Source organism: Rhizobium sp. Root149 (assembly GCF_001427345.1).
GTDB classification, from domain to species: domain Bacteria; phylum Pseudomonadota; class Alphaproteobacteria; order Rhizobiales; family Rhizobiaceae; genus Neorhizobium; species Neorhizobium rhizoryzae.
Genome location: NZ_LMGD01000001.1, coordinates 449,614 through 476,171 on the forward strand (window position 1 = coordinate 449,614; position 26,558 = coordinate 476,171).

Sequence of the window (26,558 nt, forward strand, 5' to 3'; positions counted from 1 at the left end):
GGACATCGATCCGGACCAAGTCCGGTCACAGCTCACTCGGCCGTGGTTTTCGCATCCACCATGGCCGTCAGCGTCACAAGCCGGTCTGCATCGCGCGGCAGCTTGTCCATCCGCAAGCGGGAGATGCGCGGAAACCGCATGGCAACTCCCGACTTGTGGCGCGTGGAGCGGTTGATGCCTTCAAAAGCCACTTCCAGCACGAAACCGAAACCGGGTTCGGCCCTGACGGACCGGACCGGCCCAAAACGCTCCACCGTGTTATCGCGCACGAACTTGTCCAGCACTTCCAGTTCTGCATCGGTGAAGCCGAAATAGGCCTTGCCGACCGGCACCAGTTGCTCAGCCCCGCCCTCCCCTTCCGCCCAGACGCCGAAGGTGAAATCCGAGTAATAGCTGGAGCGCTTGCCGTGGCCGCGCTGCGCATACATCATGACGGCATCAATGTTGAACGGGTCGCGCTTCCACTTGAACCAAGGCCCCTTCAAACGTCCGGCCTGATAGACGCTGTCGCGCCGCTTGATCATGACGCCTTCGATGACGGGATCGGGAGGAGCGAGCCGTAGCTGATCGAGTTGCAGCCAGCTCTGGAAATCGATCAGCGGGGAAATGTCGAAGCGGTCATGCGGCGCTTTTTCGATGACCTCTGCCAGCTCCTCGCGCCGCTGAATATAGCTGCGTGCGCGGATATCCTCATCGCGGTCGAACAACAGGTCGTAGGCGCGCACGAAAGCCGGATAGTCTTCCAGCATTCTGGTGTTAACGGTTTTTCGGTTCAACCGCTGCTGAAGATCGGAAAAGGTGCGGGTCGCGCTGTTGGAGCGAGCCGTGCCGCCGACCAGCAGTTCCCCATCGACGACGCCCTCGAAGTTGATCGCATCTATGACATCCGGAAAGGCACCGGAAATATCGTCGCCGGAGCGGGAATAAAGCTTCTTCGTACCGCCGAAGCTCGACATCTGGACACGAATGCCATCCCATTTCCACTCGGCGGCGTAATCATCCGGGTTGAGCTTGTCGAGATCGCCCTCTTCCACGGGATTGGCCAGCATGACGGAGTGAAAGATGGCAGGCGTTGCCAGCACCGGCTTCTCCGCTTTGCCCTCCAGCCAGGCAAACAGCGGCTCGTAGGGCGGCTCAAGTCCGTGCCAGAGCGTTTCGATTTCGGTGACGTCTTTTTTCAGGCCATCTGGACCGCTCATCTCGGCCAGCGCCTGCTTGGCAAGACGCGCCGAAACACCGATGCGCAGAGAACCGGTGGCGAGCTTGAGAAAGGCAAACCGGCTGGAGTGATCGAGCTGATCCAGCAGATCGCGCACGGCGGAGCGAACTTCCGTGCGGCCCAGCGAATTCATGCGATGCACCACGTCGCCAAGACGCGGCTGCTCCGCCTCGCCGACATGCTCCTTCTCGCCGCCATCCCAGATCAGCGATATGGTTTCGGCGAGGTCACCGACATAATCATAGGAATATTGAAAGAGCACCGGATCGAGCTTTTCGAGCGCCAGTTCCTTCAGCAGTGCGGGCTTGATGGCCTTCAGATCCAGCGTTCCGGCCAGTGCCGCCAGCCCATAGCCACGGTCGGGATCCGGGGTCGAGCGGAAATAATCGGTGAGCAAGGTCAGCTTGCCATTGCGCGATGGAGTGAGAACGAGGCGGTCGAGCAGTGTTGCGAAGGGTTTCATGGGTTAAGCCTTCGCGATGGCGCATGACGGAAGCTGGAACGAAATACCCCCCTCTGCCCTGCCGGGCATCTCCCCCTCAAGGGGGGAGATCGGCAGAACGGTGACCTGCTCAGAAAAAAGAATGCGAGGTAGAAAGGCGAATACAGCTTTTGTCGTCCAATTGGATCGACGCGTTGCCACGAGTCGATCTCCCCCCTTGAGGGGGAGATGTCCGGCAGGACAGAGGGGGGTATCTGTCAAACATTTCATCAGCTCAATCCCCCTCGTCCTCGTAGCCAACCAGATGCAGTGGCTTGGCAGGCAGGCCCTGAAGCTCGCACCAGCGTACCAGCGCCTCTTCCCGCCCATGTGTGACCCACACTTCCTGCGGGGAGATTTCCCGAATTGTCTCCAGCAGCTCCGGCCAGTCGCAGTGATCGGAAATGACCAGTGGCAGTTCCACGCCCCCTTGCTTGGCGCGCTGGCGCACCATCATCCAGCCGGAGGCAAACGAAATCAGCGGCTCGTTGAAACGCCGTGCCCAACGATCCTGAAACGCCGAGGGCGGGCCGACCACGATGGCGCCATGAAAGGCAGATGGATCTTTCTTCTCGATGGTCGCGGGGCGCAGTTCCCCAAGCTCTATGCCCTGGCTCACATAGTAATCGCAGAGCTTGGCCAAGGCGCCATGGATGAAGATGGGTTTGTCATAGCCGCAATCGCGGATGAGGCGGATGACGCGCTGCGCCTTGCCAAGCGAATAGGCGCCCACCAGATGCGTGCGCTCCGGGAACTGGCGAATGGAGGCCAGCAGTTTGCGCGTTTCAGCCTTGGGATCGGGGTGATGAAAGACCGGCAGGCCGAAGGTAGCCTCGGTAATGAAGACATCGCAGGGCACCGGCTGGAACGGCGCGCAGGTGGGATCGACGCCGCGCTTGTAATCGCCGGACACCACGATGCGCAGGCCATCCCGTTCAATGGCGATCTGCGCAGACCCCAGCACGTGGCCTGCGGGATGAAAGTGGACCGATACGCCATCGACATCGATTACCTCGCCCCACTCGGCAGCCTGCTCACTGCGGGTGAAATCCTCGCCATAGCGCAGCGCCATGATATCCAGCGTCTGGCGTGTCGCCAGCACCTTGCCGTGGCCGGCACGGGCGTGATCTGAATGACCATGGGTGATGAGCGCCCGCTCGACGGGGCGCACAGGATCGACGTGGAACTTGCCAAGCGGGCAATAGAGCCCGGCGGGCGTGGGATGCAGCAGCGCCTCTGGTTTCATGCCGTTGAAGATAGGCAGAAATCCTCCCTTTGAAAGGGGATCATTTTGCCCTGTCTGCCACCGGCAGGCGAATGGGCTTCAACATCAGCGCCGCAATGAGGCCCACCACGGCAAAACCTGCCGCCGTGAGGAACATCGGCTCGAAGGCACTGGCATAGGCGTTGGCGATGGCCTGGCGCGCGGCGTCCGGCAGCTTGGCCATCTGGTCCGGCGAAATGGCCGCCGCATTCTCGACGCCGGGAATGCTGACGCCATGCATGTGCGAAGCGATGACCGCACCATAGACGGAGATTGCAATTGCCGCACCGCCCATGCGTGTCAGCGTGACGGCACCGGTTGCCGATCCCACATCGGCGCGGGGCGTGGCGTTCTGCACACCGATGATCGGCCCCTGCTGGCCAAGCCCGACAGACAGGCCCTGCAGCAGCATGATGATACCGACAAAGACCAGCGAGCTTCCCGCATGCAATTGCGAGAACAGCAGCAGCGTGATGATATTCATCACGAGGCCCGCCACCACGAAGGGCTTGTAGCGCCCCGTGATCGAAATGAGACGACCGGCCGTCAGCGAGCCGATGACGATGCCGCCCGTGACCGCGATGAAGAAAAGCCCTGCCTGCGTGGGCGACAGCGCCGTCGTGGTTTGCAGGAAGAGCGCGAAATAGTTGACCATGCCGATGGCGACGCCGCCGGTCATCAAAGAGACAATCAGGAACAGCGAGAAGGTGGAATCCTTGAACAGGCGAAGCGGAACGATGGGTTCCGGTACGCGCCGCTCCACCATGACCCAGGCAATGGCGGAGACAACGCCAAGCGCGAGGACGGCAAGACTGCCGAGCGAGAAGATCGAGCCGAACAGCGAAATGCCATCCGTCAGCAGCACGACGCAGGTACTGGCCACTGCCAGGAGGATTGCACCGAGATAATCGATCTTCGGCTGGCGGCTGGGGCGCCGGTTCGGCAGCAGGAAGATGAGGCCCGCGAGAACCACGATGCCAATGGGCAAATTGATGAGGAAGATGGAGCGCCAGCCGAAAAGATCGCTCATGGTGCCGCCGATCAGTGGTCCGAGACTGCCCGAGGCCATGATGACAAGGCTGGAATAGCTCTGGTAACGCGCCCTCTCCCGCGGCTCGAACAGATCAGCATTGATGGCGAAGATGGAGACCATGATGCCGCCGCCGCCCAGCCCTTGAAACACGCGCGCTGCGATCAGCGAATTCATCGACCAGGCGAGACCGCAGAGCAGAGACCCGATGGTGAAGAGCGTGACGGCGCCGATCATCACATATTTGCGGCCGAACAGATCACCCAGCTTGCCATAGACCGGCATGACGGCGCTGGTGGCCAGCAGAAAGGCAGACCCCACCCAGCCGAACCTTTCCAGCCCGCCAAACTCGCCCACGATCGTCGGCAGGGCAGTCGACACGATCTGGTGGTCGAGGGTCGCCATGAACATGGCGGTGAGCAGAAAGAGGAAGATGACAAGACGACGGGCGTGACTGGTCACCAGAGGGCTGGCCATCTGATCGGCCGGGCGGGAGGGCATATCCATGAGCTGATCCTGAATTTTGGCAATTCATGTGCTGAACGCACATAATTGTCAACGTCAAACGCATGTGTTCTGCACATGCTTGAACAGAACATACATTTGTTATACGGCTTCGCCATGACGAAGGATCACGCACATCTGCGCAACGTGGAAAGCGCCAATCCCGATGCGCAACGCATCGGCGATACGATGACGCGCATGCGGGTGATGATGGGGCGCCGCGTCATCAGCCGTCTGGCCATTGCACGGGCGGCACCGGGGCTTGAACTTTCGCAGCTGGACATTCTCGATGTCGTGCGGCGCCTGCGCGCCGACCAGCAACCGGTGACCGTGGGCGCAATTGCCGATGCCATGCGGCTGGATGCATCGCGCGGCAGCCGGCTGGTGGCCGAACTGGTCGCCCGCGGAATCTTGCGCCGTGACGCCTGCCAGGAAGACGGGCGCCGCTCGCTCATCCAGATCACGGACGCGGGCGAAGCCCTTCTGTCAGAACTGCGCAATGTCAAACAGGGCATGATCGAGCAGGTTCTGGAGGACTGGAGCCCGGAAGAACGTCACGTCTTCGGTGCCCTGTTCGAACGCTTCATCGACCGCTTCGACCAGATCGCGCAGCTTTCCGATCAGGAGTGAGTGGCAGGCAACAGCCTCATCGCCTTGTGACGTCCTTCGTAAAATTATCTATAAAATTGTGCGCTTACTTGTGAATCTTCAGCATCGCCTCCGTTCGCGGTTGCGGCAACGAGATTTTTGTGACTGTATGCGCCACTCTGTTTCGAAATTATAGATAAAAGGTGGCTTGTGGATAGCGGCATCGTCAGGGGCTATGAGGGGACGTCCAAGGCAGGTTCTCAGGACATCCGTTTGGACTGGACCGTGGAGGAAATTCTGGCGGTGCATCAGCTGCCGCTGCTGGAACTGGTCGGTCGCGCCAATGCCGTTCACCGCGAGTATCACGACCCCAACAAGGTACAGAAGGCGAGCCTGCTTTCCATCAAGACCGGCGGCTGCCCGGAAAACTGCGCCTATTGTCCCCAGTCGGCCCATCATCGCGAGGTGGACCTGACGAAGGACCGGCTGATGGACCCGGCCAAGGTGATCGGCCTTGCAGCCAAGGCCAAGGCGGCGGGTGCCGAGCGCTTCTGCATGGGAGCGGCCTGGCGCGAGGTGCGCGATGGCAAGGATTTCGACGCCGTGGTGCAGATGGTGGAAGGCGTGCGGCATCTCGGAATGGAGGCCTGCGTGACGCTGGGCATGCTGAAGCCCCACCATGCGGCACGGCTCGCAGCGGCAGGATTGACAGCCTATAACCACAATCTCGATACGAGCCCGGAATTCTATAGCGAGATCATCACCACCCGCACTTACGAAGACCGGCTGGAGACGCTGGCAACCGTTCGCTCCTACGGCATCGATCTCTGCTGCGGCGGCATCATTGGCATGGGAGAGAGCCTGCGCGACCGCGCCTCCATGCTGCATGTTCTCTCGACGATGAACCCGCACCCCGAAAGCGTGCCGATCAATGCACTGGTGCCGGTCGAAGGCACGCCGCTCGGGCATCGCACGCCCATCGATCCGCTGGAACTGGTGCGCATGGTAGCAACGGCGCGGATCGTGATGCCGACGTCCACGGTACGCCTGTCGGCGGGGCGCTCAAGCCTGAACCGGGAAGCGCAGATCCTCTGCCTGATTGCCGGAGCAAATTCGGTCTTCTACGGCGACAAGCTGCTGACCACGCCCAATGCAGAGCTTGGCGAGGATGCCGCCCTTTTCGGCGCTATTGGCGCAGAAGTTCAGGATACTGCTTCGATCTGAACCAGGATGGCGGAGAGCGGCCACGGGAAGCCGCTCACTCGGCCGGACAGGCCTCTGCCAGAAGCGAGCGCCCGGAAACGATACGGGTCATTGGGGCAACCTCCAGCTTGTCGCGCCCTCCGGCCTTGGCCTCGTACATGGCCGCATCGGCGCGGGCCAGAAGCTCCTCCGGCGTTGTTCCATCCTTCGGGAAGAAGGCCACCCCCATGCTGGATGTGGCATGAATGCTGTGACCCTCGAACTCGATGGGCGCCGCCATGAGCCTGCGGATCTCATCCAGCCGCCGCAGGACATGCGCCTCATCCTGCATCGGATTGCTGAAGACGATGGCGAATTCATCGCCGCCCAGCCGGACTGCGAGATCCGTGGAGCGGATCGACTCGATGAGCCTCTGCGAAATCACCTTCAGGACCTCGTCGCCCACGGCATGTCCGAGCCCGTCATTGATCTGCTTGAAATTGTCGAGGTCGATATAGGCGACCGTGATCTTGCGATTTTCGCGCGCCGCCTGCGCAAGTGCCCGGCTGAACTGCGGCCAGAACAGAGCGCGGTTCGGCAGGCCCGTCAGCGGATCGTGATGCGCCATATAGCGAATTTTCTGCTCGTTTCGGGCCCGTTCAATGGCGATGCCAGCGAGATCCGAGGCAAGGCTCGTCATCCGGATTTCCGCCTCGCTCGGTTCGCGAACGGTTTGCGAATAGAGAGCAAAGGTCCCGAGGACAGCGCCATCCGCACCCATGAGGGGTGTCGACCAGCAGGAACGCAAATCGAAGGCGCCTGCCAGTTCCTTGAAGTCGCTCCAGAGCGGATCGGTCTGGATATCGCGCACGATGACAGCCTCGCGGCGCCATGCAGCGGTTCCGCAGGAGCCGACGCGCGGCCCGATCTGGACGCCGTCGACAATCCGGGTATAGGCGTCCGGCAGACTGGGGGCGGCGCCATGCCGCAAGGTGGCGGTCTCTTCTTCGAACAGAAGAACGGATGCGCAGATACCCGTCAAAGGCTGCTGCACCATCAGGCAGATCCGCTCCAGAATATCCCGCAGCGGCTTGCCTCTGGCGATCATCTCCAGCGTCTGTGCGTAGGCCAGACGGGTTTCATCATGCTGCTTGCGTTCAGTGATGTCACGCGACATGACCATCAGGCCGACGACCTGGCCTTCATCGCCACGCAGCGGCGTTCGGGTGGTGAACAACCAGACCTTGCGGCCATCCGGCTCGGCAATGACCTCCTCGCGCTCATCCACCGTGCCGCGCGCCATCAGTTCCTGTTCCAGCAGAAACCGGGCCTCGGCCTCATCGCAATAAATGTTTTCGGCGGTCAATGTCAGCGGTGCGTGGGTGCGCATGCGCGACATGGCTGCCGAATTGGCAAACACAAGCCGCCCCAGCCGGTCGGTCATATGCACTTCTTCGGAAAACTGGTCCAGCAGCGCGCGGGCGTCGAGCGTCTGGATGACGGTCGAGTGACCGTCCTCTGCGGAAAACAAGGTCGAAATCCGGATCAGGCGCTGGCGCAAATCCTGTAGCGTATCATCCGGCAACAGTGAGGAACCGCTGCCAGCCATAGCATCTGTCATAAGCAATCTCTCCCCGCGCACATTCGACATATCCGGGCTCTGCCACTGTCCCGCCGCTGGCAGAGATAACTCCCGAACTATGCACGCGTAGGCGCAACGGTGTTAATAATGGGGTACAATCCCTTACCCTTGCTTAACTTGCACAGTGCAAAACGAAGAGATTTTCATTTGCGCGGAGCAGGCGTGAATCCGGTGCTTCAATCCGATACAGTGGCGATGCCAATGAGTGAGCGCATCAGGATGAACTTTATTAAGTCTTTGTCACGCCGGGACTTTTTCCTGCTCAGTGCGGCAGCGGGAACTTCGATGATTCGTCCCTCTTTCTCTGAGGCTGCCTCACGCCCGGAGACGAAGCCGGAACTTCGCGGCACAATCGACCCCGGCCGCTATGGTCTGGTAGCGGACGCTTCTCGCTCAAGCGCTTCCTATCTCGGCGATCTTCTGCGCAAGGCGGCGGCGCGCGATATGCCGGTCTTCCTGCCGCCTGGCACCTATCCTCTCTCGCAGCTGGATCTTCCGGAGAATACGCGACTGACCGGCATTGCCGGTTCCAGTCGCATCGTCTTCACCGGCGGCAGTCATTTCCTGCGGGCGCTCGGGCTGAAACGCCTGAGCCTTTCCGGCCTTGTCATCGATGGCGCCAACCTGCCACTTTCCGCCGAGGCGAAGGCTCTGCTTTCCGCGCAATCGATCAGCGACCTGATGATCGAGGATTGCGAAATTACCGGCTCGCGCCTGAGCGGCATTCACCTGCAGGCATGCCGCGCCACGCTTCGCCGCAACCGCATCGGCACTGTGGCGGAATACGGCGTTCTGGCCGTCGATGGCGTGAACAGTGCCATGACCGACAATGAGGTTACGAACTGCGGCAATGGCGGCATTCTGGTGCATCGCTCCGTCAAAGGGTCCGACCGCACCATGGTGACCGGGAACAGGATCATCAGAACACGGGCTGATTATGGTGGCACCGGTCCCTTTGGCAATGCGATCAACCTCTACCGCGCCGATGATGTGCTCGTCAGCGGCAACCACATTGCTGACAGCGCCTTCACGGCCATCCGCGCCAATGCGGCCTCCAATGTGCAGATCACCAACAATCAATGTCTCAACTCCGGCGAAACCGCGATCTATTCCGAGTTCGGCTTCGAAGGAGCGCTCGTCAGCGGCAATCTGGTAGATGGCGGCGCGAACGGCATTTCCGTCGTGAACTTCGACTCCGGCGGCAGGCTGGGCGTCATCTCCAGCAATATCGTGCGCAATATCCGGGATACCGGCCCCTACGTGCATGACAGCGTCGGCTTCGGCTATGGCATTGCGGCGGAGGCAGACGTCGTGATTTCGGCCAATGTGGTTGAGCGCGTGGCTCGCTTCGGGCTTCTGGCGGGCTGGGGCGCCTATCTGCGCAATGTGCTGGTCACCGGCAACATCATCCGCGAGGCGCAAACAGGCATGGCCGTTTCCGTGGTGGAAGAGGCCGGACAAGCGACCATAGCCAACAATCTGTTCGAGAAGACACCCAAGGGCGCCATCATCGGGTATCGCTGGCACGATGCAGCAACAGGCGATCTCGTTGCCGGCAGCAGCGCGCACAAGCACCTGACGATCATGAACAATCGGAGTGGTTGATCTAAAAATATCATGGCCAGTTCACGGGGATTGAGCTTTTCTCCGACCTCGGCCCTCCCTACTCTGCGAGCACCACGATCAAAAGGGATTGCAAGACATGATCAAACTCTACGGCTCCTACCGTTCGCGCGCCACGCGCCCGCTCTGGCTTCTGGCAGAACTCGGGATCCCGTTCGAGCATATTCCGGTGGTGCAGGCCAAGAGACTGGAAAACCCGCTTGGCCCCGGTGCACCGATCAATACCCAGTCTGAAGCCTTTCTCTCTGTGAACCCGATGGGCACCATCCCGTCCATGGAAGACGGTGATGTCAAAGTCCATGAATCGCTCGCCATCACGCTTTATCTTGCCAAGAAGTACGGCGGTGATCTTGGCCCCCGCGATGTCGCTGAAGATGCGGCGATGATGCAATGGTCGCTGTTCGTTGCGACAGAAATTGAGACGACGGCCCTGAAGATTTCCTATGCTTCGCTGGGTGAACAGACCGACGAGACAAGGGCGACGATGGAAGCGGCCGCTGCGGCACTTATCCGCTCCTTCGACGTGCTGGAAAAGCACCTGGAAGCCAGGACCTGGATGGTGGGCGAGCGCTTCACCGCGGCCGATATCAACGTCGCTGAAATCGTGCGCTATGCTCAACCCTACGCGCCTCTGTTCGAGACCCGCCCTGCCCTCAAGGGCTGGCTGGAGCGGGCGCAGGCCCGCCCCGCCTTCAAGGCGATGTGGGAGAAGCGGCTGGCGGAGCCTGCATCCGGGCCAGTCTGAACTGTTCGCGGCCTGATGGTCTTGGAACAATCCCTGCCCGCTTGCGCTCCTGCAGGCGGGCAATCAGGCTTGCCGCTTCCGCGGGCGGTTTTGTTTCCACCCGGCGATAGACCTTGCAGTCCAGCGAGCGGGTCATCATACTCCAGTCGATCATCTCGCGGCGCATCAGCACGTGATCCCCAAAGCCATTCAACGCTTTCAGGACTACATTGACCTCCGGCTCGGTCAGATCCCGTCTGGATGGCATCGCCGCCCAGCACCACCACAATGCCAGCCGTTGATGCGAGGTCTTTTTCGGCCAGCGCAAAAGCACGCCGCTCGCATCGAAACAGCGCAGGATCTGCTCGATCTTGCGGTGATCGACGGGTTCAGGCTCTGGTGTCTCCCGCGCATCAAGAGGGCTTTCGGCGGCACCACAAGATGCTTCTTCCTCGCATCGGATTGTCCGAAAACCGGTGTCCACTTTTCGGTCCGATGCTTCTTCCTCGCATCGGATTGCCCGAAAACCGGTGTCCACTTTTCGGTCCGATGCTTCTTCCTCGCATCGGGTTGCCCGAAAACCGGTGTCCACTTTTCGGTCCGATGCTTTCAAGTGCTGGAAATTCCGGAAGCCTGCGCTGCGGGCCAGAATGTTGAGAAGCTCCAGATGGCTGACCGGCCTATGATCCGTTCCGGTCTCGCGCGCCAGAAGCTCCCTGCGAATGGATTTGGCAAAGGCGGAGACATCCGTCACCACCATGCCCGATACAGTTTTCGACATCGTCATTATCCTCGATATCGTGCCGTGGAATGCTGTCGGTGGTCACCGTCTTCCGACCCGGCACGAAGGATAACCTGTCGTGTAAACGGGAGTGATGTCAGGTTTAGCTCCCGTCAAGAACGGGCGGTGACGCCTGGGTGAACTGCGGACCCTCTGATACAAGGGATACGCATAGTTGCCGCAGACGTCAACCGGCTGACTCCGGGTACTGTTTCCAATGTCAACCCGCAGCCTCTGCCGCAAGCGCTTCCCGCACAGCATCCCGGGCCTGCATACGCTCGAAATGCGCCTTGACCCTTGGGAACTCGGATATCTCTACGGCATCGCCCTTCAGCCAGCTGGACATGGTGAAAAGATAGGGATCGGCAATCGAGAACCGGTCGCCCATCACGAAGTCGCCGGTCAGATCCTGCTCGATCAGGCGGAAGCCATCCCGCATGGTTTCGGGCACCTTGCGGCGCATATCCTCCAGCGAGGTGGGCTCGTTCGCCCAGCGGGAGCCGCGCGGTCCATGGGCATGGGCCACATGAACGGTGGACGCGATGAAGCTGTTGAAGGCCTGAAGCCGTGCCAGTTCGAACGGATTGTCGAGCGGCGCGAGTTTCTTGTCCGGCGCGATCTGCGCGATGTAGAACAGGATGGCCGGGGTTTCGGTAATGGTGCCCTCCGGCGTGACGAGCGCCGGGACCCGGCCTTTCGGATTGACCTTCAGATAGTCCGGTGAACGCTGCTGGCCTTCTGCGAATTTCAGCCGTTTCAGCTCAAAGGGAAGTCCCGCCTCTCGAAGCGTTATATGTGAGGCGAGCGAGCAGGCACCCGGAGAGAAAAACAATTGATACACTTGGCGAATCCTCCACTTTCGGCTTGGCAGTTTTTCTATGTTTGTACAGTTGCGCAAGATGGGAAGTTGGGCTTTCCCGTTCGCGAAGGGTGATCCGGTTCAGCACAGTCTGCGTTATTTCTGCATGTGTGCACGTAACAGGAGAACGACCTTGAAAACGCTGCTTCCCGTGCTGCGGGCCAAACCTCTTTTTGCCGCGATTGTTTCCGCTTGCCTCGTCATGCCGCATGTCGCACAGGCGTCAGGGGAGGCTTATTCCGCGCAGGACATCCAGTCGATGATCATCGGCAAGCGGATCTATCTGGCAACGCCGATGGGCGGCGAGTTCCCGCTGAACTATCGCAAGAACGGAGTCGTGGATGGATCCGGCGAAGCGCTGGGGCTTGGCCGTTTCGTCAAGCCGGAAGATACCGGCAAATGGTGGATCAAGGGCGATCGCCTATGCCAGCAGTTCCAGACCTGGTACAAGGGCGCGCCCATGTGTTTCGAGCTTTACAAGACAGGCTCAAAGACGCTGCGCTGGGTGCGCGACAATGGTCAGGTGGGCACCGCCCGGATCGGCGACGGGATCTGACCCGAACAGAGTCAGGCGAACATGGCGTCGGTCGCGCGGATTTCGCCGACGGTGATGCCGTTCCAGTTTTTCATGGTGCGGTTGGCGAGCGCCATCAGCGCCTCGCGCTCCGGGCTGCCGGCTTCGAAATAGCGCGCGACGAGAGCAAAAATCATGCTTTCCGCCGCGCGCGTCGTGCCATCCTCGCACTTCACCGCCATGGCCACGCCGTGGTCCGGCAGGGCCGCAACGAACACGCCTTCCGCGCCCGTCTTGGCGAAAATCTTGCCCGGAGCGATCTGCATCAGCTTCGTGCAAGCGCGGCCCGTACCCGCCACGTAAAACGGTTCCGCCATGCAGGCCTCCATCAGGCGGCGCGAGGCGTCGGCCCGGGTTTTGGAGATACCCGTTCCCGTCAGCATCTTTGCAAAACCGTGGGCGAGACCTTTCAAGGGTGCGGCATAGGTGGGAATGGAACAGCCATCGACGCCGCAATTATCGGTTCCGAGTGCCGCCCCCGTCAGATCCTCCATCACGGCGCGGATTTCGGCCTGAAGCGGGTGATCGTAACCGATATAACCTGCATGGTCCCAACCGGACTGAACGCAGGTGCAGATGAAGCCCGAATGCTTGCCGGAGCAATTGTTATGCAGCGCATTGGGCGCCTCCAGCGTACGGGCCTGATGGATGATCGTTTTCTGGTCGGACGACCAATGCGCACCGCATTCCAGCGCGCTGACATCGCGTCCGGCTTTCGCCAGCATGCCCGCTGCCGTCGAGACATGCTCGTCTTCGCCTGAATGGGAGGAACAGGAGAGCGCCAGTTCCTTCGCCGTCAGGCCAAAGGCATCCGCCGCGCCGCTCTCGATCAATGGAATGGCCTGCATGGCCTTGCAGGCGGACCGGGGAAACACGGCGGCCTCGATATCGCCTGCCTGAAACAGCACCTTGCCCGCGCCATCCACCACCACGGCCATGCCGCGATGACGGCTTTCGACCAGAGAACCACGGGTTACTTCAACGGTCACGGGATTTTGCATGGGCCTGCCTCGAAGATGATGCTTTGCTGATCTTCATAGCGAGAGAACAGGACGACAACCAGCCAGATTTTGACGAGCACCCGTATTCCTTATGACGACCTTCATCTTCCTCAAGCGATTGTTTCTGGCGATCTTCGCCATATACCTCCTGCCCACTTTTGCCTCTGCCGGATGGTGGGCGCTGCAGGACCACCCTGCCCGCTGGAGCGAGGCCAACTGGGGCTCAGCGGGCATTCTGCCGGAAGCTTCCCAAAGCGACGAGGCAGCGGTCTACGTATTTTCCGCCAAGACCGGTGGACTGAAAGGCGCCGTTGCCAGCCATGCGTGGATCGTGACGAAGGAACAAGGCGCGAGGACGTATACCCGCTATGACAAGGTGGGCTGGGGTTCACCCATCCGGCGCAATCACCGTCCGGCAGATGCCTTCTGGTACTCCAATCGCCCGGAACTGGTGACGAAGATAACGGGCGAAGATGCGCAGGCGCTCATTCCCAAGGTGGAAGCCGCCATTGCCGCCTACCCCTATGCCGAGCCCGGCGGCTATACCATCTGGCCGGGGCCGAACTCAAACACCTTCGTCGCACATGTCTTGCGCAGCGTGCCGGAACTGGGTGCAGTCCTGCCACCGCATGCGGTGGGCCGCGATTATCTGCCGGATGGCGCGTTCGTGCATCTGGATCAGGACGGGAAAGACCTGCACCTGACGATCCGCGGATTGATCGGCCTGTCTGCCGGTGTACGCAGCGGTTTCGAGGTGCATTTTCTGGGGCTGGTGGCTGGCATCGACGTGATGCGGCCGGGCATCAAGATCCCCGCCTTCGGCCGGATCGGGGTGTGACACCCGCCGCTTCTTCGCTATAATGTTGGCTCGGAGAGCGCGGAGTTAGACGCAATGACGGAAACAATCGAACTTTCTGCGGATCTGGATCGACGATTGACCGATCTTGCAAAACGCAATGGCATGAACCGGAATGAGTTCCTGTTCCGAGTGATCGAAGACGGCATTCTGGATGCGGAAGCAGATCTGCGCGCAGACGCTGTGGAAGCGAGAATCGCTGCGGGCGAAGAAAAGACCATGACCTCTACCGATGTGAGGCGAGCACTTGGTCTGGAACATTAATTATTCGAATACTGCCTTCAAAATTTTAAGCAAACTCGACAAAGCGACAGCAAAATCAATCATCGATTATATGGATCACAGGATAGCCACCTGTGATGATCCACGGCAATTCGGAAAGCCTTTGACCGGGTCGTTGAAAGGCCGCTGGCGCTATCGGGTCGGCGATCACCGAACCATCTGCCGCATTACCGACAGTTCATTCGACATCCTTGTGATCGAAATCGGTCATCGCCGGGAAGTCTACAGAAAACAAAAAGGGTCGCACGACTGGCGACCCTTCCATGAGTATTGGTCCGAAACGAACCCGGTTCAGCACCACCGAAGCGGCTGGAACCTGCAGGAGGTGTGGATCAGGCCGAGGGCTGCCCCGTCGTCACCAAAACCTTTCCCATGTCCATTTCGCTAACCGCAATCTCACTAGACATCGGATCACCTCCTTTCGTTTCGTTGAACATGTAAAGAAGGTAGGCTCGACCTTTCGTTATTTCAAGGCACGAAATGTATCTTGCCGACGCTGATTTTGAACGGGCGGAGGGTGATCCAGTCACTCCTTTTTTATAGCCGCCTCATGCATCAGTTCCGTTGAAAGTATCAGATATTTTTTTCATCCAGAGATTGCATTTCGTCCTTGTTGCGGAAGAAGATTCAGGATTATGGAGGATTTGCAGATCGCACAGATGCGGAGATTATTGATGCGTATTTCCTTTATTTCTGGTATTATTTTTCTTTCGACATCCCTTTCCCCTGGCATCTTGGGAAATATTGCCAATGCTTCAGAACAGGCAAAAACGGACATCGGTTTCTGCCTCAAGGACGAAGGCTCCATCGACCTGACAGTCTTGACCAAGAATGAAGTGGGCGTCGTTGTTACCAATGTCGGCGCCTCCGCCACAAACCCTAAGGGACAGATCGCCATTTCGGCCAACAACTATTTTGGAAAGCCAGGAACAAGCTCCTTCTTCAAATCAGGCATGGGCCTGCACCGGCTTGCGGGGGGAAGCTGCTACAATATTGCCATCATGACCAAACCAAGCCAGCCGGATGGCAGCGCTGCATGGTCATGCATGGGCGGAAATCTGAACGTGACAGGTAAAGTTCTGCTCTTCAGCGCCGGAGTCGTTTCGGGACAAGTCATAGGCGTGATGCATGCCAGCGAAAATGCGCCGGTTATCAACTGCCCGCCGACTGGCAATTGAGTTCTTGCGTTTCAGCCTCCCCGCCAATGGGAGGCTGAAACACCTTGGTGAGTATTCGGATAGCCGCCCGAGTTACCCCAGCGTCAGGACGATCTTGCCGATATGGCTGCTGCTTTCCATCAGCCGATGTGCTTCGACCACCTGATCGAAGGGCAGGACGGAGTGAATGACCGGGGCGACAGATCCGGATTCCAGCAGAGGCCAGACCTGAGCCACCAGTTCGTCGCGGATTGCGCGCTTTTCCTCTGCCGTACGCGGGCGCATGGTGGAGCCAGTGACCGTGAGGCGTTTGACCATGATGGGTCGCAGGTCCACCTTCTCCGCGATATTGCCGCCCAGAAACGCGATGATGGACAGGCATCCATCCTTGGCAAGGCAGCTCAGGTTCCTTTCAAAATAGGCAGCACCGATCATGTCGAGCACGACATCGACGCCCTTGCCCCCGGTCACCTCCTTGATGACGGCGGCGAAATCCTCTGACTTGTAGTTGATGCCGCGGGTGGCGCCGAGCTTTTCGCAGGCTTCGCACTTCTCTGCAGACCCCGCCGTTGTGTAGACCGTGGCGCCAAACGCCTTGGCAAGCTGGATCGCGGTCGTACCAATGCCGGACGTGCCGCCATGGATGAGCACGTTTTCGCCCTCGGTCAGGCCCGCCATCTGGAAGAGGTTGGCCCATACGGTGAAAAAGGTTTCCGGAACCGCTGCCGCCTTGACCGCATCATATCCCTTGGGGAAAGGCAGTGCCTGACCGACCGGGAGAATGCAGAATTCCGCATAGCCTCCGCCATTGGCAAGGCCACAGACCTGATCACCGACAGCGAAATCCGTGACCCCTGCCCCCACTGCGGCAACCGTTCCGGCCACTTCCAGGCCGAGGATCGGGCTTGCATCCTTCGGCGGCGGATAGATGCCCTGACGCTGCGCGACATCGGGACGGTTCACGCCTGCCGCCTGCACCTTCACCAGAATTTCGCCCGCTCCAGGTTGCGGCACCGGTCCGTTGGTGAAGCTCATGACGTCTGGCCCCCCGAAGGATGGCAGATCGACGTGACGCATGGTTGTTGGCAAAGACATGAAATGAATTCTCCCCGTTAGGCTCAATGCGGCAAACACGGATTTGCCTTCAATGCTCGCTCTTTTTGCCTTCACGCATATTCGCATGCAAAGCTTTTTCACCCTCGCGAATGTGCTCAGGTCGAACGGCAACATAGGGCGCAAGCCTCGGCGATTAAAGGTGATGGATTAGCCCTGTGGCACGACAGCATCAATTCTACTTATAATTGATTAAGTTAATTTGCGCTCGTTTTGCGCGAATTCGGGAGACAAGGCAAATGCGTTTTCGTATTTAGATTGTGCATATGATTCTTTAACTCGGAGAAATTGTAATGAAGAAATTGTTTGTCACCTCCCTCGCATCCCTTCTGGGTGCAACGATGGCGTTTGTCGGTCACGCCCAGTCTGCAGATCTGAAGCTTTCGGCCCTGCCTGCCAGCGATTTTGCATTTTGCCTGGCCAGTGATGCCGTGTTTGTTGCAGGCGCAACATCCGCCACAGAAACGGGCCTTGTCGTGACCAATGTTGGCAATGCCATGACCAATACCAGCGGCAAGGTTGTGGTTGCGGCCAACAACTTTTACAAGAATGGCGCTGGCGGAGAGTGGACATCGAACATGGGCCAGTTCAGCCTGCCGGGTGGCACTTGCTACAATGTGTCGACCATGATGAAGACCACATCTCCAAACGGTGGCACGGCCTGGACATGCGCAGCAACAAGCGGCGCGGCTTCCAATGCGGGTGCGACACTCAGCGGCCTTGTCAGCACGCAGACCCAGATCCTCAACATTGCGACGGGTTATGTTACGGCAGGCGTCTCTTCCACGCTCAACAACGCGCCGATCGTCAATTGCCCCTATTGATCTGATGTGACCTCAAAGAGCAAGACAGCACCATCTCTGTCGTCGTGACATCCGGCGGACATGGTGCAACTGCTCGGGGAAAGAGCGTTTGCGGTTTTCATAAAAACTGCAAACGCTCCTTCTATCAATGATGCGGATCGAAGACCGCAACTGCGAGTCCGGTCTCGCTATCCTTCGCCTTTGCCTTGACGCCGGCAATGGCGGCACCGATGCGGCCAACATCATCCAGCAGAAGGCCCTTCGGCAATTCCACGACGCCGATCGAGCAACGCAGCAGCGGAAAATCCCGCTCGATGCCGTTGCGATCATGGCCGCGAATGCGACCGGAGGCGCGATCCTCGCTGGAATAAAGCTGGACGACATCGTCATGAAAATCCGACAGCAGGCGGCCCAGAATTTCCTGCGCTTCCTCCCAGGTCCAGTCGCGAAGGCCGATGAAGAAATCATCGCCACCGACATGGCCAAGGAAATCGCCCTGCGAGAAAAAGTAGCGCTTCATCAGAGCGGCAAACAGGGTGATGGCATGATCGCCCATCTGGAAGCCGTAATGATCGTTGAACGGCTTGAAGAAGTCGAAATCGCAATAGCAGAAGAAGCGGGTCTGGTCGTCATCGCGACCGGCCTCCAGCATGAAATCCCGGATTGCCCGATTGCCCGGCAGACCTGTCAGCGGGTTCTGGTCCTGCGCGATCTGCAATTGCTTCTCGTTGATGACGCGGATGAGCGACGCGGCTGACACCACGCCCGCGTAGCGCATGTTTTCCGTCAGGATCACGCAATCGCTGCCATCCATGTTGGCGAAGATGGTCATCAGCCTCTCGGCATTGGCATCAAGCCCGATGATCGGCGCGCCTTCGACGAAATGCGCAATGGAGCGCTCGTAGAGCTTGTTCTTCAGAAGATCGCGGCCGAAGGGGCGATAGATGAACTCCTTCAGGTGATGCTCGCTGATGATGCCGCGCGGTTCGCCGTTGGCATTCAGAACCGGGAAAAAGGCCTGACGCGGATTGGCGCGAAACAGTTCGAAGACCGTCTCGATGCCTTCATGCTCATAGACGGTGGGCAGGCGCTCAATCTGCCTGCGAATGAGGATCTCGTCCAGCGACTGGCTGGTGCGGCGCGCGCGCCCAAGATCCGCAAGCGAGGGATAGGCGGGCTGCAGTTCATTCACAAAGGTGGTGGGCCGCGCAATGAACCAGCCTTGCACCATATCCACGCCCGCCTCGCGGCAGGCCAGGCATTCCGCTTCCCGCTCGACACCCTCAGCGATGACCCGGATGCCTAGCACATGGGCGATATTGACCAGATTGCGCACGAGGTGGCGCTTGCGCGGACTGGCATCCAGACCGGCGATGAAGTGGCGATCGATCTTCAGGTAATCGACCGGGAAATCGCAGAGAAGCTTTATCTCGGCATGGCCGACGCCGAAATCATCGATCGCCAGCTTGAAGCCCGCCTGGCGCATGCGCTTCATCAAAGCCGCAAACTCCGGTGCGCTGGTATTGTCGAAGCGCTCGGTCAGCTCGAAGCAGACGGAGGATGGCGGGATTTCGGCCTGTCGCAACTGCTGCAGCATGCGGTCGACGATCTGCTCGCCCGAGCGAATGAGACGACCATCCAGATTGATGAACAGCGTGGCATGGGCAAAGTCCGGAACAGTCGCGAACTTCGCAAGCGCGCGGGCAGATAACATCTGCTCCAGCCCTAGAAGCTGACCCGCCTCTTCTGCCGTATCCAGAAGCTCCAGCGGGGAAGCAAAACCCAGTCGATCATGGCCGCGCAGAAGCGTCTCGTAGCCAAAGACCTTACCCGTCGACAGCTCGACAATGGGCTGCAGGGCGCTTTCGATGACAAGCTTACTCAGGTTCAGCAACTGCCCGTCGGCAAAACGCCGCAGCACAGGAGTTTCGATGGACACGGCCCCGGACATCACGACGTCTCCCTGACGCATTATTTTATTTGCGAGAGACAATCACATCCCACTCATCAACAGATGGTTGATGTTGTGTGATAGTTTTGTGAAATTTCGGCAGTTAACCCTCAGTAGCTCAAGCGTTTTTCGCAGCCAGGCCAAGCGAGAAAAGCGCCCAGCCCTGCATCAGAAGATCGATTGCGAGGAACAGGCCGAGGATCCAGAGAGAGTTGACCGGCCAGCCTGCGGCAATCGTCAAACCGGCCAAAGCGGTGATGGCCCCGGCAAACATGATCCAGCCAGCGCCCTTCATCGGTCGCATCTTGAAGCCGACCCAGAGACGGAAGAGGCCGGCGACTGTCAACGCGATGGCCATGATCAAGGTGAAGACGGCAGCGGTGAGGCCCGGATTGGTGAAGGCGAGAAAGCCGGCCACCGTATAGAGAAGCGCGCTTGCGCCCCACAGGAGCGAATCCGCCCAGCCGCGAACCTGGAAGGCGTGCACGAGGTGGATCGCGCCCGCCACGAGCATCATCGCGCCGATGTAATAGATCGACGCGACGGTTGCGATAAAGAGGTTCGCCAGCGCTGCCACGCCGAACGCCGTGAGCAGCAGACCGAGAGCAACCAGCCATCCCCATTTGCTGTGCAATTGATGGATATCGCGATTGGTGAAGACATCGGTCATGGCTCGGCTCCTGTTTATGAAAAACATCCCTGCAAGATGCTGCATGAACGCGGCATCGCGAACTTTGATCCGCATCAACAGCAGCCAGGTTCCCGACGCCGAATTTTTATTGATTGATCAGTCAATCAAAAATATAATCCGCTTTAACAGGAGATCGAAATGCCCAAGCTTGGAATGGAGCCGGTTCGCCGCAAGGCGCTGGTGGACGCAGCCTTGAAGACGATTGGCAGCCACGGCTCGCTGGATGTCACCATGTCCGACATTGCGCGCGAGGCAGGCGTTTCTCCGGCGCTGGCGCATCATTATTTCGGCAGCAAGCAGCAATTGCTGATCGCCACAATCCGGAGTCTTTTGAGGGAGTTGCGCCGCGATGCTGTGACTGCGATTCAGCAGGCTCACACACCACGTGAACGGCTTTCTGCTGTCATTCGCATCTCGTTCCAGGCCAACCAGTTCACGCCGGAAACGGTGGCGGCCTGGCTTGCCTTCTATGTGGAAGCGCAGCGTTCAGAGGAAACAAGGCGCCTGCTGGTGCTCTATGCGCGGCGCCTGCATTCCAACCTCATGCATGCGCTGAAGCAGCTTGCCCCTGCCCCGCAGGCCGCACGCATTGCCGAAGGTGCGGCGGCCCTGATCGACGGCCTCTATATCCGCCAGTCCTTGCGGGCAGCACCCCTTTCCATCGACGCGTCGATTGCGCTGGTGGAAGAGTATGTGACAGCGCAACTTACTCAGTTTCCTCAGACATCCGCCCCCGGAGAACAAGCATGAAAGCCCAGCCGCAAGCCTCTCACTTCATTGATGGCGCCTATGTCGAGGACAGTGCAGGCACGGTCATCGAAAGCATTTTCCCGGCCACCGGCGAGGTAATTGCGCGTCTCCACGCCGCAACGCCTGCCATCGTCGAAAAGGCGGTTCAGGCAGCCAAGCGGGCACAAAAGGAATGGGCGGCCATGAGCCCGACAGCGCGTGGCCGGATCCTTCGCCGTGCTGCCGACATCATGCGCGAGCGCAACCGCGAGCTTTCTGAACTGGAAACGCTGGATACCGGCAAGCCCATTCAGGAAACCATCGTGGCCGACCCGACGTCTGGCGCAGACAGCCTTGAATTCTTCGGCGGCATCATCGCCACCGCGCTCAACGGATCGCAGATCCCGCTAGGGTCAGACTTCGCCTATACGAAGCGGGTGCCGCTCGGCGTCGTGGTCGGCATCGGGGCCTGGAACTATCCGCAGCAAATCGCCTGCTGGAAGGCGGCACCGGCGCTGGCTGCTGGCAATGCCATGGTGTTCAAGCCATCGGAAATCACGCCGCTCGGCGCGCTGAAAATCGCTGAGATACTCGTTGAGGCGGGCCTGCCGAAAGGCGTTTTCAACGTGATCCAGGGGGACCGCGATACGGGACCGCTTCTCGTTTCGCACCCGGATGTTGCCAAGGTTTCGCTGACCGGCTCGGTGCCGACAGGCCGCAAGGTGGCCGGTGCCGCAGCCGCTCACCTGAAGCATGTGACCATGGAGCTTGGCGGAAAATCGCCGCTCATCGTATTTGACGATGCGGATCTGGAAAGCGCGATTTCCGGTGCCATGCTGGGCAATTTCTATTCGACCGGCCAGGTGTGCTCGAACGGTACGCGCGTCTTCGTTCACACGGCGCTGAAGGAGCGTTTTCTGGCGCGGCTGAAGGAGCGCACGGAAGCGATCCTACTGGGGGATCCGCGCGACGAGGCAACGCAGATGGGGCCGATGGTATCGCGTGCCCAGCGCGAAAAGGTTCTTTCCTACATCGAAAAGGGCAAGGCGGAAGGAGCGAGGCTCGTGACCGGCGGCGGCATTCCCAATGCAGTGTCGGGCGAAGGCTTCTATGTGCAGCCAACGGTGTTTGCCGATGTGCGCGACGACATGGTGATTGCGCGCGAAGAGATTTTCGGCCCGGTGATGTGCGTGCTGGATTTCGAGGATGAGGCCGATGTGGTGGCCCGCGCCAATGCCACCGAATTCGGTCTGGCCGCTGGCGTGTTCACCGCCGATATCAGCCGCGCGCACCGCGTGGTGGATCAGCTCGAAGCAGGCACGCTGTGGATCAACACCTACAATCTCTGCCCGGTGGAAATTCCCTTCGGCGGCTCCAAGCAATCCGGCTTTGGGCGTGAAAATTCCGCAGCCGCGCTGGAGCACTACAGCGAACTCAAGACCGTCTATGTCGGCATGGGCAAGTGCGAAGCGCCGTATTGAGAAGCACTGCCGGAGGGTGGAAACACCCCCCTCTGCCCTGCCGGGCATCTCCCCCTCAAGGGGGGAGATCGGCAGAACGGTACCCGATCGCCCACTTGTTGGCGCTGCGGAATGAAGACAAGCCCACCGATGGCCGAAAAGAACCGAGGCGGTGCCGCAAGTCGATCTCCCCCCTTGAGGGGGAGATGGCTGGCAAGCCAGAGGGGGTGAGCCCCAAGCAGAAGACCTAACGGAACGACTATCATGAACAACGCAGATTTCGTCATTATCGGTTCCGGCTCGGCGGGCTCTGCCATGGCTTACCGTCTTTCCGAGGATGGCAGGCATACGGTGATCGTGCTGGAGTTCGGCGGTTCCGATATCGGGCCTTTCGTGCAGATGCCAGCGGCGCTTGCCTTTCCCATGAACATGGACCGCTACAACTGGGGCTATCTCTCAGAACCCGAGCCGCATCTCAACAACCGCCGCATGATCGCGCCGCGCGGCAAGGTAATCGGCGGTTCCTCCTCCATCAACGGCATGGTCTATGTGCGCGGCCATGCGGAAGACTTCAACCGTTGGGACGAGATGGGCGCGACAGGCTGGGCCTATGCCGATGTGCTGCCCTACTTCAAGCGCATGGAGCATTCACACGGTGGTGAAGACGGTTGGCGCGGCACGGACGGCCCCTTGCATGTGCGCCGTGGCGAGGTGAAGAACCCGCTCTACCACGCCTTCATCGAGGCAGGGCGTCAGGCCGGTTTCCCGGTGACGGACGATTACAACGGTTCAAACCAAGAAGGTTTCGGCCTGATGGAGCAGACGAGCTGGGCCGGTCGCCGCTGGTCTGCCGCCAATGCTTATCTTAAGCCTGCACTGAAGCGCCCCAACTGCCGGCTCATTCGCTGCTATGCGCGGCGCGTGGTGTTCGAGGGCCTGAAGGCGATCGGCGTCGAGGTAGAAATCGATGGCCGCATCGAGGTGGTGCGCGCTAACCGGGAGGTGATCGTTGCGGCATCTGCCTTCAATTCGCCGAAGATCTTGATGCTATCGGGTGTCGGTCCGGCCGCGCATCTGAAGGACATGGGCATCGAGGTTGTGGCGGATCGTCCGGGCGTCGGCCAGAACCTGCAGGACCATCTGGAATACTACCACCAGTTCAAATCGAAGCTGCCAATCACGCTGCATTCAAAGAACAACTGGTTCTGGAAGGGCGTTGTCGGCGCGCAATGGCTGTTCTTCAAGACGGGGCTCGGCACCTCAAACCAGTTCGAGGCGGCGGCCTTCATACGTTCCGCAGCGGGCGTGAAATGGCCGGATATTCAATATCACTTCCTGCCGATCGCCGTATCCTATGACGGGAAATCGGCGGCTGAGGGCCATGGTTTCCAGGCGCATGTGGGCTACAACATGTCGAAGTCGCGCGGCTCCGTGACGCTGCGCTCGCCCGACATGAAGGACGCACCGGTGCTGCGCTTCAACTATATGAGCGACCCGGAAGACTGGGTGAAATTCCGCCATGCCGTACGGGTGACGCGGGAAATCTTTTCGCAACCGGCCTTCGCGCCCTATTTGGACAGCGAGATCCAGCCGGGCGCGAAAGTCCAGAGCGATGACGAGATCGATGCCTTCCTGCGCGAGCATCTGGAAGGTGCCTACCACCCCTGCGGCACTTGCAAAATGGGCCGTGTGAGCGACCCGATGGCCGTGGTGGACCCGACAACGAAGGTGATTGGCGTCGAGGGTCTGCGCGTGGCCGATTCATCGATCTTCCCGCATGTGACCTATGGCAATCTGAACGGCCCTTCGATCATGACCGGCGAAAAGGCCGCCGATCATATTCTGGGCCGTGACCCCCTGCCCCGCAGCAACCAGGAAGCTTGGGTCAGCCCGAACTGGCAGGTGAGTGACCGGTAGATGCGATCAGACGCGATAAGGGATGCGCACGCCGGGATCGTCGACCGGCAGATCCTTCGCATCCCGCGTCACCAGCAGGCAATCCCCCACACGGGCGCTTGCCCAGACAATGGCGTCCGGCAGCTTCAATCGATATTGACGGCGTAGACGCACGGCCTCCTCGGCCACAAGCTTATCGATCTCGACCAGTTGGAAATTTGAGAGAAACGCTTCTGTTGCATGGCGATACTCGTCGGCGGTACCGACCATGACCTCCATCCATGAAACCATGCTGATGGCGCGTTGCCGATAGCGCTCGATCTCGCTTCGGGCAGCCTCGATACCGTTCAGATAATCGATGAGAATGTTGGTGTCGAAGAGCGCCTTCACCACTCCTCCCGCAGGGATCGCTGATAGTCCACCCCGTCCTGAATATCTGCTGATTTGGACCACAGGCCAAAGGCATCCTGCATATCGGAGCGGGTCCGCTTTTCCAGAAGCTCTGCCACCGCCTCCCGGATGAGAGCACTTCGGGAGACCTTCTCTTCCCGCGCAATCCGATCCAGAGCGGAGACAGCGCTTTCTTCAATGTCGACAAGCGTGCGCATGGTTCCTCTGATATCAATTGACGATATCAGATATATTCCATTCGCCATTTTGTTTCAATCCCGACCGACGGATATGCCTTTCTCGCCCGTTCAAGGCTCAACACGAACCTGAACCGGATTCTGCATAGGGAGAACAAAGATCCGCATCCTGTTGAACCTTTTGCGATTTACCAGCATCATGGGATCCGCGTGGCCCGAGGCCCGCGTGCAGTAGCAGCAACCAATGAGCCTTGATCCCGATGCAGAACTGGTGCGGCGTGTGGCAGCGGGAGATCCGTCCGCCATGCGCGAACTGGTGTCTGCTAAGCTGCCGCGGTTGCTGGCGCTGGCGAGCCGCATGCTGGGAGACCGCAGCGAGGCGGAAGACGTGGCGCAGGAAACCTTCCTGCGCATCTGGAAGCATGCCGGGAACTGGCGGCAAGGCGCGGCGAAATTCGATACCTGGGCGCACCGCATAACGCTGAACCTGTGCTACGACCGGCTGCGAAAGAAGCGTGACGTGCTGACGGATACTCTGCCCGAACAGATCGACCCCGGCGCTCTGCCCGATGCGGGTCTCATGGCGGCGGACGGCGATGCCGTCCGGGTCGAACGCGCACTGCAAAGCCTTGCTCCGCGCCAGCGGGAAGCCATCATTCTGGTTTACTATCAGGAGATGTCGAACCGCGAGGCGGCCCAGGTTCTCGATATCAGCGTCGATGCGCTGGAAAGCCTGCTTGCGCGCGGCAAGCGGGCATTGCAAACCATCCTGCTGGGAGATGACGAACATGCCTGAGAGCAAAGATCGCGACAAGCAACTGGAAGCCCTGCTTTCAACCTACCGCGTGGCGCCGCCGGATGCAGCGCTTGTCGGCCGAATTCTGGAGAGCGGTCAGCGCCGATTGACGATGAGAAACCGGATGATCCGCTGGCTTGTCGGTGCGGGTCTGGTGGGCCTCGGGCTGGCAGGCGGACTGACGGGTGCAACAGCCGTGGCCTTCATGCTGCCCAGCCAATCCATCATCAGGACCGATTATGACACCGCATTCGGCAGCATCCAGCCGGATGGAGACACCAGCCACATGCAGGAGGTTCAATGACCGAGCAAGGTTACCGCAGGCTCGTCATCGGCTTGCTGGCGTTCAACACATTCCTGATTGCCGCAATCTTCGGCGGTGGGCTGTTCTATCTCTACGGCGATACACGTCAGCCGCCGTCCCGCCTGCCGCTGGCGGGCGAGCAACTGCCGGGGAAGCAGCGGGGCGAATTGCAGAAGGCACTGGCCGAAGCACGCCGGGATGTACGTTCCGTTTCGCTGGAGGCAAGGCAGGCGCGCGTGGAGGCTGCAGCCCTGATGGGCAAGCCGGACCTCGATGCCATTGCCTTGCGCGATGCGCTGAAACGGGCGCGTGAAGCGGAGTTCGCGGTCAGGGCTGCGACGGAGGAGCGTGCAATCTCGTTCGCGACAGGCCTTTCGCTGGATGAACGCCGCCGTCTGGCCGATGGTCTGGTGCAGCGTGAAGCACCTCGACCGCCTGCCGCGAAATAATCACAATTTCGA

At 59.8% G+C, this 26,558-nt stretch carries 28 protein-coding genes; 16 read left to right on the plus strand and 12 right to left on the minus strand.

What is annotated here, in order from left to right; genetic code table 11:
- Positions 1 to 32: 32 nt before the first annotated feature.
- The 3 genes from ASD54_RS02170 to ASD54_RS02180 form a co-directional block, all read right to left on the minus strand.
- A complete protein-coding gene (locus ASD54_RS02170; protein ID WP_062552945.1) occupies positions 33 to 1,682 on the minus strand; it encodes a cisplatin damage response ATP-dependent DNA ligase in 1,650 nt (549 codons plus the stop codon).
- 253 nt (positions 1,683 to 1,935) lie between these two features.
- Positions 1,936 to 2,946, minus strand: a complete 1,011-nt coding sequence (locus ASD54_RS02175) for a ligase-associated DNA damage response exonuclease (protein WP_062552946.1) — start codon at positions 2,944 to 2,946, stop codon at positions 1,936 to 1,938.
- A 40-nt stretch (positions 2,947 to 2,986) separates the two neighbouring features.
- On the minus strand, positions 2,987 to 4,501 hold the full coding sequence (locus ASD54_RS02180; RefSeq protein ID WP_062552947.1) for an MDR family MFS transporter: 1,515 nt from the start codon (positions 4,499 to 4,501) through the stop codon (positions 2,987 to 2,989).
- Positions 4,502 to 4,615: 114 nt separating this feature from the next.
- Here ASD54_RS02180 and ASD54_RS02185 point away from each other — a divergent pair, with 114 nt between their 5' ends.
- Positions 4,616 to 5,128 (plus strand): MarR family transcriptional regulator, encoded by a 513-nt coding sequence (locus ASD54_RS02185; protein WP_062552948.1) that lies wholly within the window; start codon positions 4,616 to 4,618, stop codon positions 5,126 to 5,128.
- Positions 5,129 to 5,296: 168 nt separating this feature from the next.
- Entirely contained in the window at positions 5,297 to 6,310 is a 1,014-nt protein-coding gene (gene bioB, locus ASD54_RS02190) for a biotin synthase BioB (protein WP_244484631.1), read from the plus strand.
- A gap of 34 nt (positions 6,311 to 6,344) precedes the next feature.
- Here bioB and ASD54_RS02195 read toward each other — a convergent pair whose 3' ends face one another.
- On the minus strand, positions 6,345 to 7,889 hold the full coding sequence (locus ASD54_RS02195) for a diguanylate cyclase (protein WP_062552949.1): 1,545 nt from the start codon (positions 7,887 to 7,889) through the stop codon (positions 6,345 to 6,347).
- Between the two features lie 240 nt (positions 7,890 to 8,129).
- Here ASD54_RS02195 and ASD54_RS02200 point away from each other — a divergent pair, with 240 nt between their 5' ends.
- Together ASD54_RS02200 and ASD54_RS02205 are read left to right on the plus strand one after the other, a co-directional pair.
- On the plus strand, positions 8,130 to 9,515 hold the full coding sequence (locus ASD54_RS02200) for a TIGR03808 family TAT-translocated repetitive protein (protein WP_062553236.1): 1,386 nt from the start codon (positions 8,130 to 8,132) through the stop codon (positions 9,513 to 9,515).
- 97 nt (positions 9,516 to 9,612) lie between these two features.
- Positions 9,613 to 10,278, plus strand: coding sequence for a glutathione S-transferase family protein (locus ASD54_RS02205; RefSeq protein ID WP_062552950.1), 666 nt, complete (start codon positions 9,613 to 9,615; stop codon positions 10,276 to 10,278).
- Here the strand turns inward: ASD54_RS02205 and ASD54_RS02210 are convergent.
- Together ASD54_RS02210 and ASD54_RS02215 are read right to left on the minus strand one after the other, a co-directional pair.
- Positions 10,226 to 11,038, minus strand: a complete 813-nt coding sequence (locus ASD54_RS02210) for a DUF2087 domain-containing protein (RefSeq protein WP_156379021.1) — start codon at positions 11,036 to 11,038, stop codon at positions 10,226 to 10,228. The genes ASD54_RS02205 and ASD54_RS02210 overlap by 53 nt on opposite strands.
- A 220-nt stretch (positions 11,039 to 11,258) precedes the next feature.
- Positions 11,259 to 11,879, minus strand: coding sequence for a glutathione S-transferase N-terminal domain-containing protein (locus ASD54_RS02215; RefSeq protein ID WP_062552952.1), 621 nt, complete (start codon positions 11,877 to 11,879; stop codon positions 11,259 to 11,261).
- A 220-nt stretch (positions 11,880 to 12,099) separates the two neighbouring features.
- Between ASD54_RS02215 and ASD54_RS02220 the strand changes: the two genes are divergently transcribed.
- A complete protein-coding gene (locus tag ASD54_RS02220) occupies positions 12,100 to 12,453 on the plus strand; it encodes a hypothetical protein (RefSeq protein ID WP_062553237.1) in 354 nt (117 codons plus the stop codon).
- Between the two features lie 11 nt (positions 12,454 to 12,464).
- Here the strand turns inward: ASD54_RS02220 and ASD54_RS02225 are convergent, their stop codons facing one another.
- The gene (locus ASD54_RS02225) at positions 12,465 to 13,472 is read right to left on the minus strand and encodes an asparaginase (protein ID WP_062552953.1); all 1,008 of its coding nucleotides are present in this window, start codon (positions 13,470 to 13,472) and stop codon (positions 12,465 to 12,467) included.
- A 91-nt stretch (positions 13,473 to 13,563) separates the two neighbouring features.
- Between ASD54_RS02225 and ASD54_RS02230 the strand changes: the two genes are divergently transcribed.
- From ASD54_RS02230 to ASD54_RS02240, 4 genes are all read left to right on the plus strand, one after another.
- Entirely contained in the window at positions 13,564 to 14,310 is a 747-nt protein-coding gene (locus tag ASD54_RS02230; RefSeq protein ID WP_062552954.1) for a DUF3750 domain-containing protein, read from the plus strand.
- Positions 14,311 to 14,364: 54 nt separating this feature from the next.
- Positions 14,365 to 14,592 (plus strand): hypothetical protein, encoded by a 228-nt coding sequence (locus ASD54_RS02235; protein WP_062552955.1) that lies wholly within the window; start codon positions 14,365 to 14,367, stop codon positions 14,590 to 14,592.
- Positions 14,576 to 14,998 (plus strand): type II toxin-antitoxin system RelE/ParE family toxin, encoded by a 423-nt coding sequence (locus ASD54_RS25910; RefSeq protein ID WP_082547024.1) that lies wholly within the window; start codon positions 14,576 to 14,578, stop codon positions 14,996 to 14,998. Before ASD54_RS02235 ends, ASD54_RS25910 begins: the two co-directional genes overlap by 17 nt.
- 286 nt (positions 14,999 to 15,284) lie before the next feature.
- Positions 15,285 to 15,788 (plus strand): hypothetical protein, encoded by a 504-nt coding sequence (locus ASD54_RS02240; protein WP_156379022.1) that lies wholly within the window; start codon positions 15,285 to 15,287, stop codon positions 15,786 to 15,788.
- A 72-nt stretch (positions 15,789 to 15,860) separates the two neighbouring features.
- On the opposite strand, the gene ASD54_RS02245 is transcribed toward ASD54_RS02240, so the two are convergent.
- Positions 15,861 to 16,862, minus strand: a complete 1,002-nt coding sequence (locus ASD54_RS02245) for an NAD(P)H-quinone oxidoreductase (protein WP_062552957.1) — start codon at positions 16,860 to 16,862, stop codon at positions 15,861 to 15,863.
- A 311-nt stretch (positions 16,863 to 17,173) separates the two neighbouring features.
- On the opposite strand from ASD54_RS02245, the gene ASD54_RS02250 reads away from it, so the two are divergent.
- Positions 17,174 to 17,704 carry a hypothetical protein gene (locus ASD54_RS02250; protein ID WP_062552958.1) on the plus strand — a complete coding sequence of 177 codons (531 nt, stop codon included), beginning with the start codon at positions 17,174 to 17,176 and terminating at the stop codon, positions 17,702 to 17,704.
- Between the two features lie 124 nt (positions 17,705 to 17,828).
- Here ASD54_RS02250 and ASD54_RS02255 read toward each other — a convergent pair whose 3' ends face one another.
- Both ASD54_RS02255 and ASD54_RS02260 read right to left on the minus strand, forming a co-directional pair.
- Entirely contained in the window at positions 17,829 to 19,634 is a 1,806-nt protein-coding gene (locus ASD54_RS02255; RefSeq protein ID WP_082547025.1) for an EAL domain-containing protein, read from the minus strand.
- A 118-nt stretch (positions 19,635 to 19,752) separates the two neighbouring features.
- Complete coding sequence (locus tag ASD54_RS02260) at positions 19,753 to 20,304, minus strand: HdeD family acid-resistance protein (protein ID WP_062553238.1); 552 nt, start codon at positions 20,302 to 20,304, stop codon at positions 19,753 to 19,755.
- 159 nt (positions 20,305 to 20,463) lie between these two features.
- On the opposite strand from ASD54_RS02260, the gene betI reads away from it, so the two are divergent.
- The 3 genes from betI to betA all read left to right on the plus strand — a co-directional run bounded on the left by betI (position 20,464) and on the right by betA (position 24,431).
- Entirely contained in the window at positions 20,464 to 21,075 is a 612-nt protein-coding gene (betI, locus tag ASD54_RS02265; RefSeq protein ID WP_062552960.1) for a transcriptional regulator BetI, read from the plus strand.
- On the plus strand, positions 21,072 to 22,535 hold the full coding sequence (gene betB, locus ASD54_RS02270; RefSeq protein ID WP_062552961.1) for a betaine-aldehyde dehydrogenase: 1,464 nt from the start codon (positions 21,072 to 21,074) through the stop codon (positions 22,533 to 22,535). Before betI ends, betB begins: the two co-directional genes overlap by 4 nt.
- A gap of 243 nt (positions 22,536 to 22,778) precedes the next feature.
- Positions 22,779 to 24,431, plus strand: a complete 1,653-nt coding sequence (gene betA / locus ASD54_RS02275; protein ID WP_062552962.1) for a choline dehydrogenase — start codon at positions 22,779 to 22,781, stop codon at positions 24,429 to 24,431.
- Positions 24,432 to 24,437: 6 nt separating this feature from the next.
- Here betA and ASD54_RS02280 read toward each other — a convergent pair whose 3' ends face one another.
- Both ASD54_RS02280 and ASD54_RS02285 read right to left on the minus strand, forming a co-directional pair.
- On the minus strand, positions 24,438 to 24,800 hold the full coding sequence (locus tag ASD54_RS02280) for a type II toxin-antitoxin system VapC family toxin (RefSeq protein ID WP_348272037.1): 363 nt from the start codon (positions 24,798 to 24,800) through the stop codon (positions 24,438 to 24,440).
- Positions 24,797 to 25,018 carry a CopG family transcriptional regulator gene (locus tag ASD54_RS02285; protein WP_062553239.1) on the minus strand — a complete coding sequence of 74 codons (222 nt, stop codon included), beginning with the start codon at positions 25,016 to 25,018 and terminating at the stop codon, positions 24,797 to 24,799. Before ASD54_RS02285 ends, ASD54_RS02280 begins: the two co-directional genes overlap by 4 nt.
- A gap of 223 nt (positions 25,019 to 25,241) precedes the next feature.
- On the opposite strand from ASD54_RS02285, the gene ASD54_RS02290 reads away from it, so the two are divergent.
- Genes ASD54_RS02290 through ASD54_RS02300 form a run of 3 tightly spaced genes read left to right on the plus strand, consistent with a single transcriptional unit; the run spans position 25,242 to position 26,546 of the window.
- A complete protein-coding gene (locus tag ASD54_RS02290; RefSeq protein ID WP_062552964.1) occupies positions 25,242 to 25,793 on the plus strand; it encodes an RNA polymerase sigma factor in 552 nt (183 codons plus the stop codon).
- Entirely contained in the window at positions 25,786 to 26,097 is a 312-nt protein-coding gene (locus ASD54_RS02295) for a hypothetical protein (RefSeq protein WP_062552965.1), read from the plus strand. Before ASD54_RS02290 ends, ASD54_RS02295 begins: the two co-directional genes overlap by 8 nt.
- Entirely contained in the window at positions 26,094 to 26,546 is a 453-nt protein-coding gene (locus ASD54_RS02300) for a periplasmic heavy metal sensor (RefSeq protein ID WP_062552966.1), read from the plus strand. The genes ASD54_RS02295 and ASD54_RS02300 overlap by 4 nt, the downstream gene beginning before the upstream one ends.
- Positions 26,547 to 26,558 lie beyond the last annotated feature (12 nt).

Bases quoted from the DNA above. Each gene is read 5' to 3' on its own strand.
- ASD54_RS02225 (WP_062552953.1), bottom strand. From the start codon at position 13,472: ATGCAAAATCCCGTGACCGTTGAAGTAACCCGTGGTTCTCTGGTCGAA.
- ASD54_RS02205 (WP_062552950.1), top strand. From the start codon at position 9,613: ATGATCAAACTCTACGGCTCCTACCGTTCGCGCGCCACGCGCCCGCTC.
- ASD54_RS02185 (WP_062552948.1), top strand. From the start codon at position 4,616: ATGACGAAGGATCACGCACATCTGCGCAACGTGGAAAGCGCCAATCCC.
- ASD54_RS02200 (WP_062553236.1), top strand. From the start codon at position 8,130: ATGAACTTTATTAAGTCTTTGTCACGCCGGGACTTTTTCCTGCTCAGT.
- ASD54_RS02220 (WP_062553237.1), top strand. From the start codon at position 12,100: ATGCCGCATGTCGCACAGGCGTCAGGGGAGGCTTATTCCGCGCAGGAC.
- ASD54_RS02245 (WP_062552957.1), bottom strand. From the start codon at position 16,862: ATGTCTTTGCCAACAACCATGCGTCACGTCGATCTGCCATCCTTCGGG.
- ASD54_RS02180 (WP_062552947.1), bottom strand. From the start codon at position 4,501: ATGGATATGCCCTCCCGCCCGGCCGATCAGATGGCCAGCCCTCTGGTG.
- ASD54_RS02240 (WP_156379022.1), top strand. From the start codon at position 15,285: ATGCGTATTTCCTTTATTTCTGGTATTATTTTTCTTTCGACATCCCTT.
- ASD54_RS02230 (WP_062552954.1), top strand. From the start codon at position 13,564: ATGACGACCTTCATCTTCCTCAAGCGATTGTTTCTGGCGATCTTCGCC.
- ASD54_RS02250 (WP_062552958.1), top strand. From the start codon at position 17,174: ATGAAGAAATTGTTTGTCACCTCCCTCGCATCCCTTCTGGGTGCAACG.
- ASD54_RS02235 (WP_062552955.1), top strand. From the start codon at position 14,365: ATGACGGAAACAATCGAACTTTCTGCGGATCTGGATCGACGATTGACC.
- ASD54_RS02260 (WP_062553238.1), bottom strand. From the start codon at position 20,304: ATGACCGATGTCTTCACCAATCGCGATATCCATCAATTGCACAGCAAA.
- betB (WP_062552961.1), top strand. From the start codon at position 21,072: ATGAAAGCCCAGCCGCAAGCCTCTCACTTCATTGATGGCGCCTATGTC.
- ASD54_RS02210 (WP_156379021.1), bottom strand. From the start codon at position 11,038: ATGTCGAAAACTGTATCGGGCATGGTGGTGACGGATGTCTCCGCCTTT.
- ASD54_RS02170 (WP_062552945.1), bottom strand. From the start codon at position 1,682: ATGAAACCCTTCGCAACACTGCTCGACCGCCTCGTTCTCACTCCATCG.
- ASD54_RS02295 (WP_062552965.1), top strand. From the start codon at position 25,786: ATGCCTGAGAGCAAAGATCGCGACAAGCAACTGGAAGCCCTGCTTTCA.
- betA (WP_062552962.1), top strand. From the start codon at position 22,779: ATGAACAACGCAGATTTCGTCATTATCGGTTCCGGCTCGGCGGGCTCT.
- ASD54_RS02255 (WP_082547025.1), bottom strand. From the start codon at position 19,634: ATGTCCGGGGCCGTGTCCATCGAAACTCCTGTGCTGCGGCGTTTTGCC.
- betI (WP_062552960.1), top strand. From the start codon at position 20,464: ATGCCCAAGCTTGGAATGGAGCCGGTTCGCCGCAAGGCGCTGGTGGAC.
- ASD54_RS02300 (WP_062552966.1), top strand. From the start codon at position 26,094: ATGACCGAGCAAGGTTACCGCAGGCTCGTCATCGGCTTGCTGGCGTTC.
- ASD54_RS02285 (WP_062553239.1), bottom strand. From the start codon at position 25,018: ATGCGCACGCTTGTCGACATTGAAGAAAGCGCTGTCTCCGCTCTGGAT.
- ASD54_RS02290 (WP_062552964.1), top strand. From the start codon at position 25,242: ATGAGCCTTGATCCCGATGCAGAACTGGTGCGGCGTGTGGCAGCGGGA.
- ASD54_RS02195 (WP_062552949.1), bottom strand. From the start codon at position 7,889: ATGACAGATGCTATGGCTGGCAGCGGTTCCTCACTGTTGCCGGATGAT.
- ASD54_RS02175 (WP_062552946.1), bottom strand. From the start codon at position 2,946: ATGAAACCAGAGGCGCTGCTGCATCCCACGCCCGCCGGGCTCTATTGC.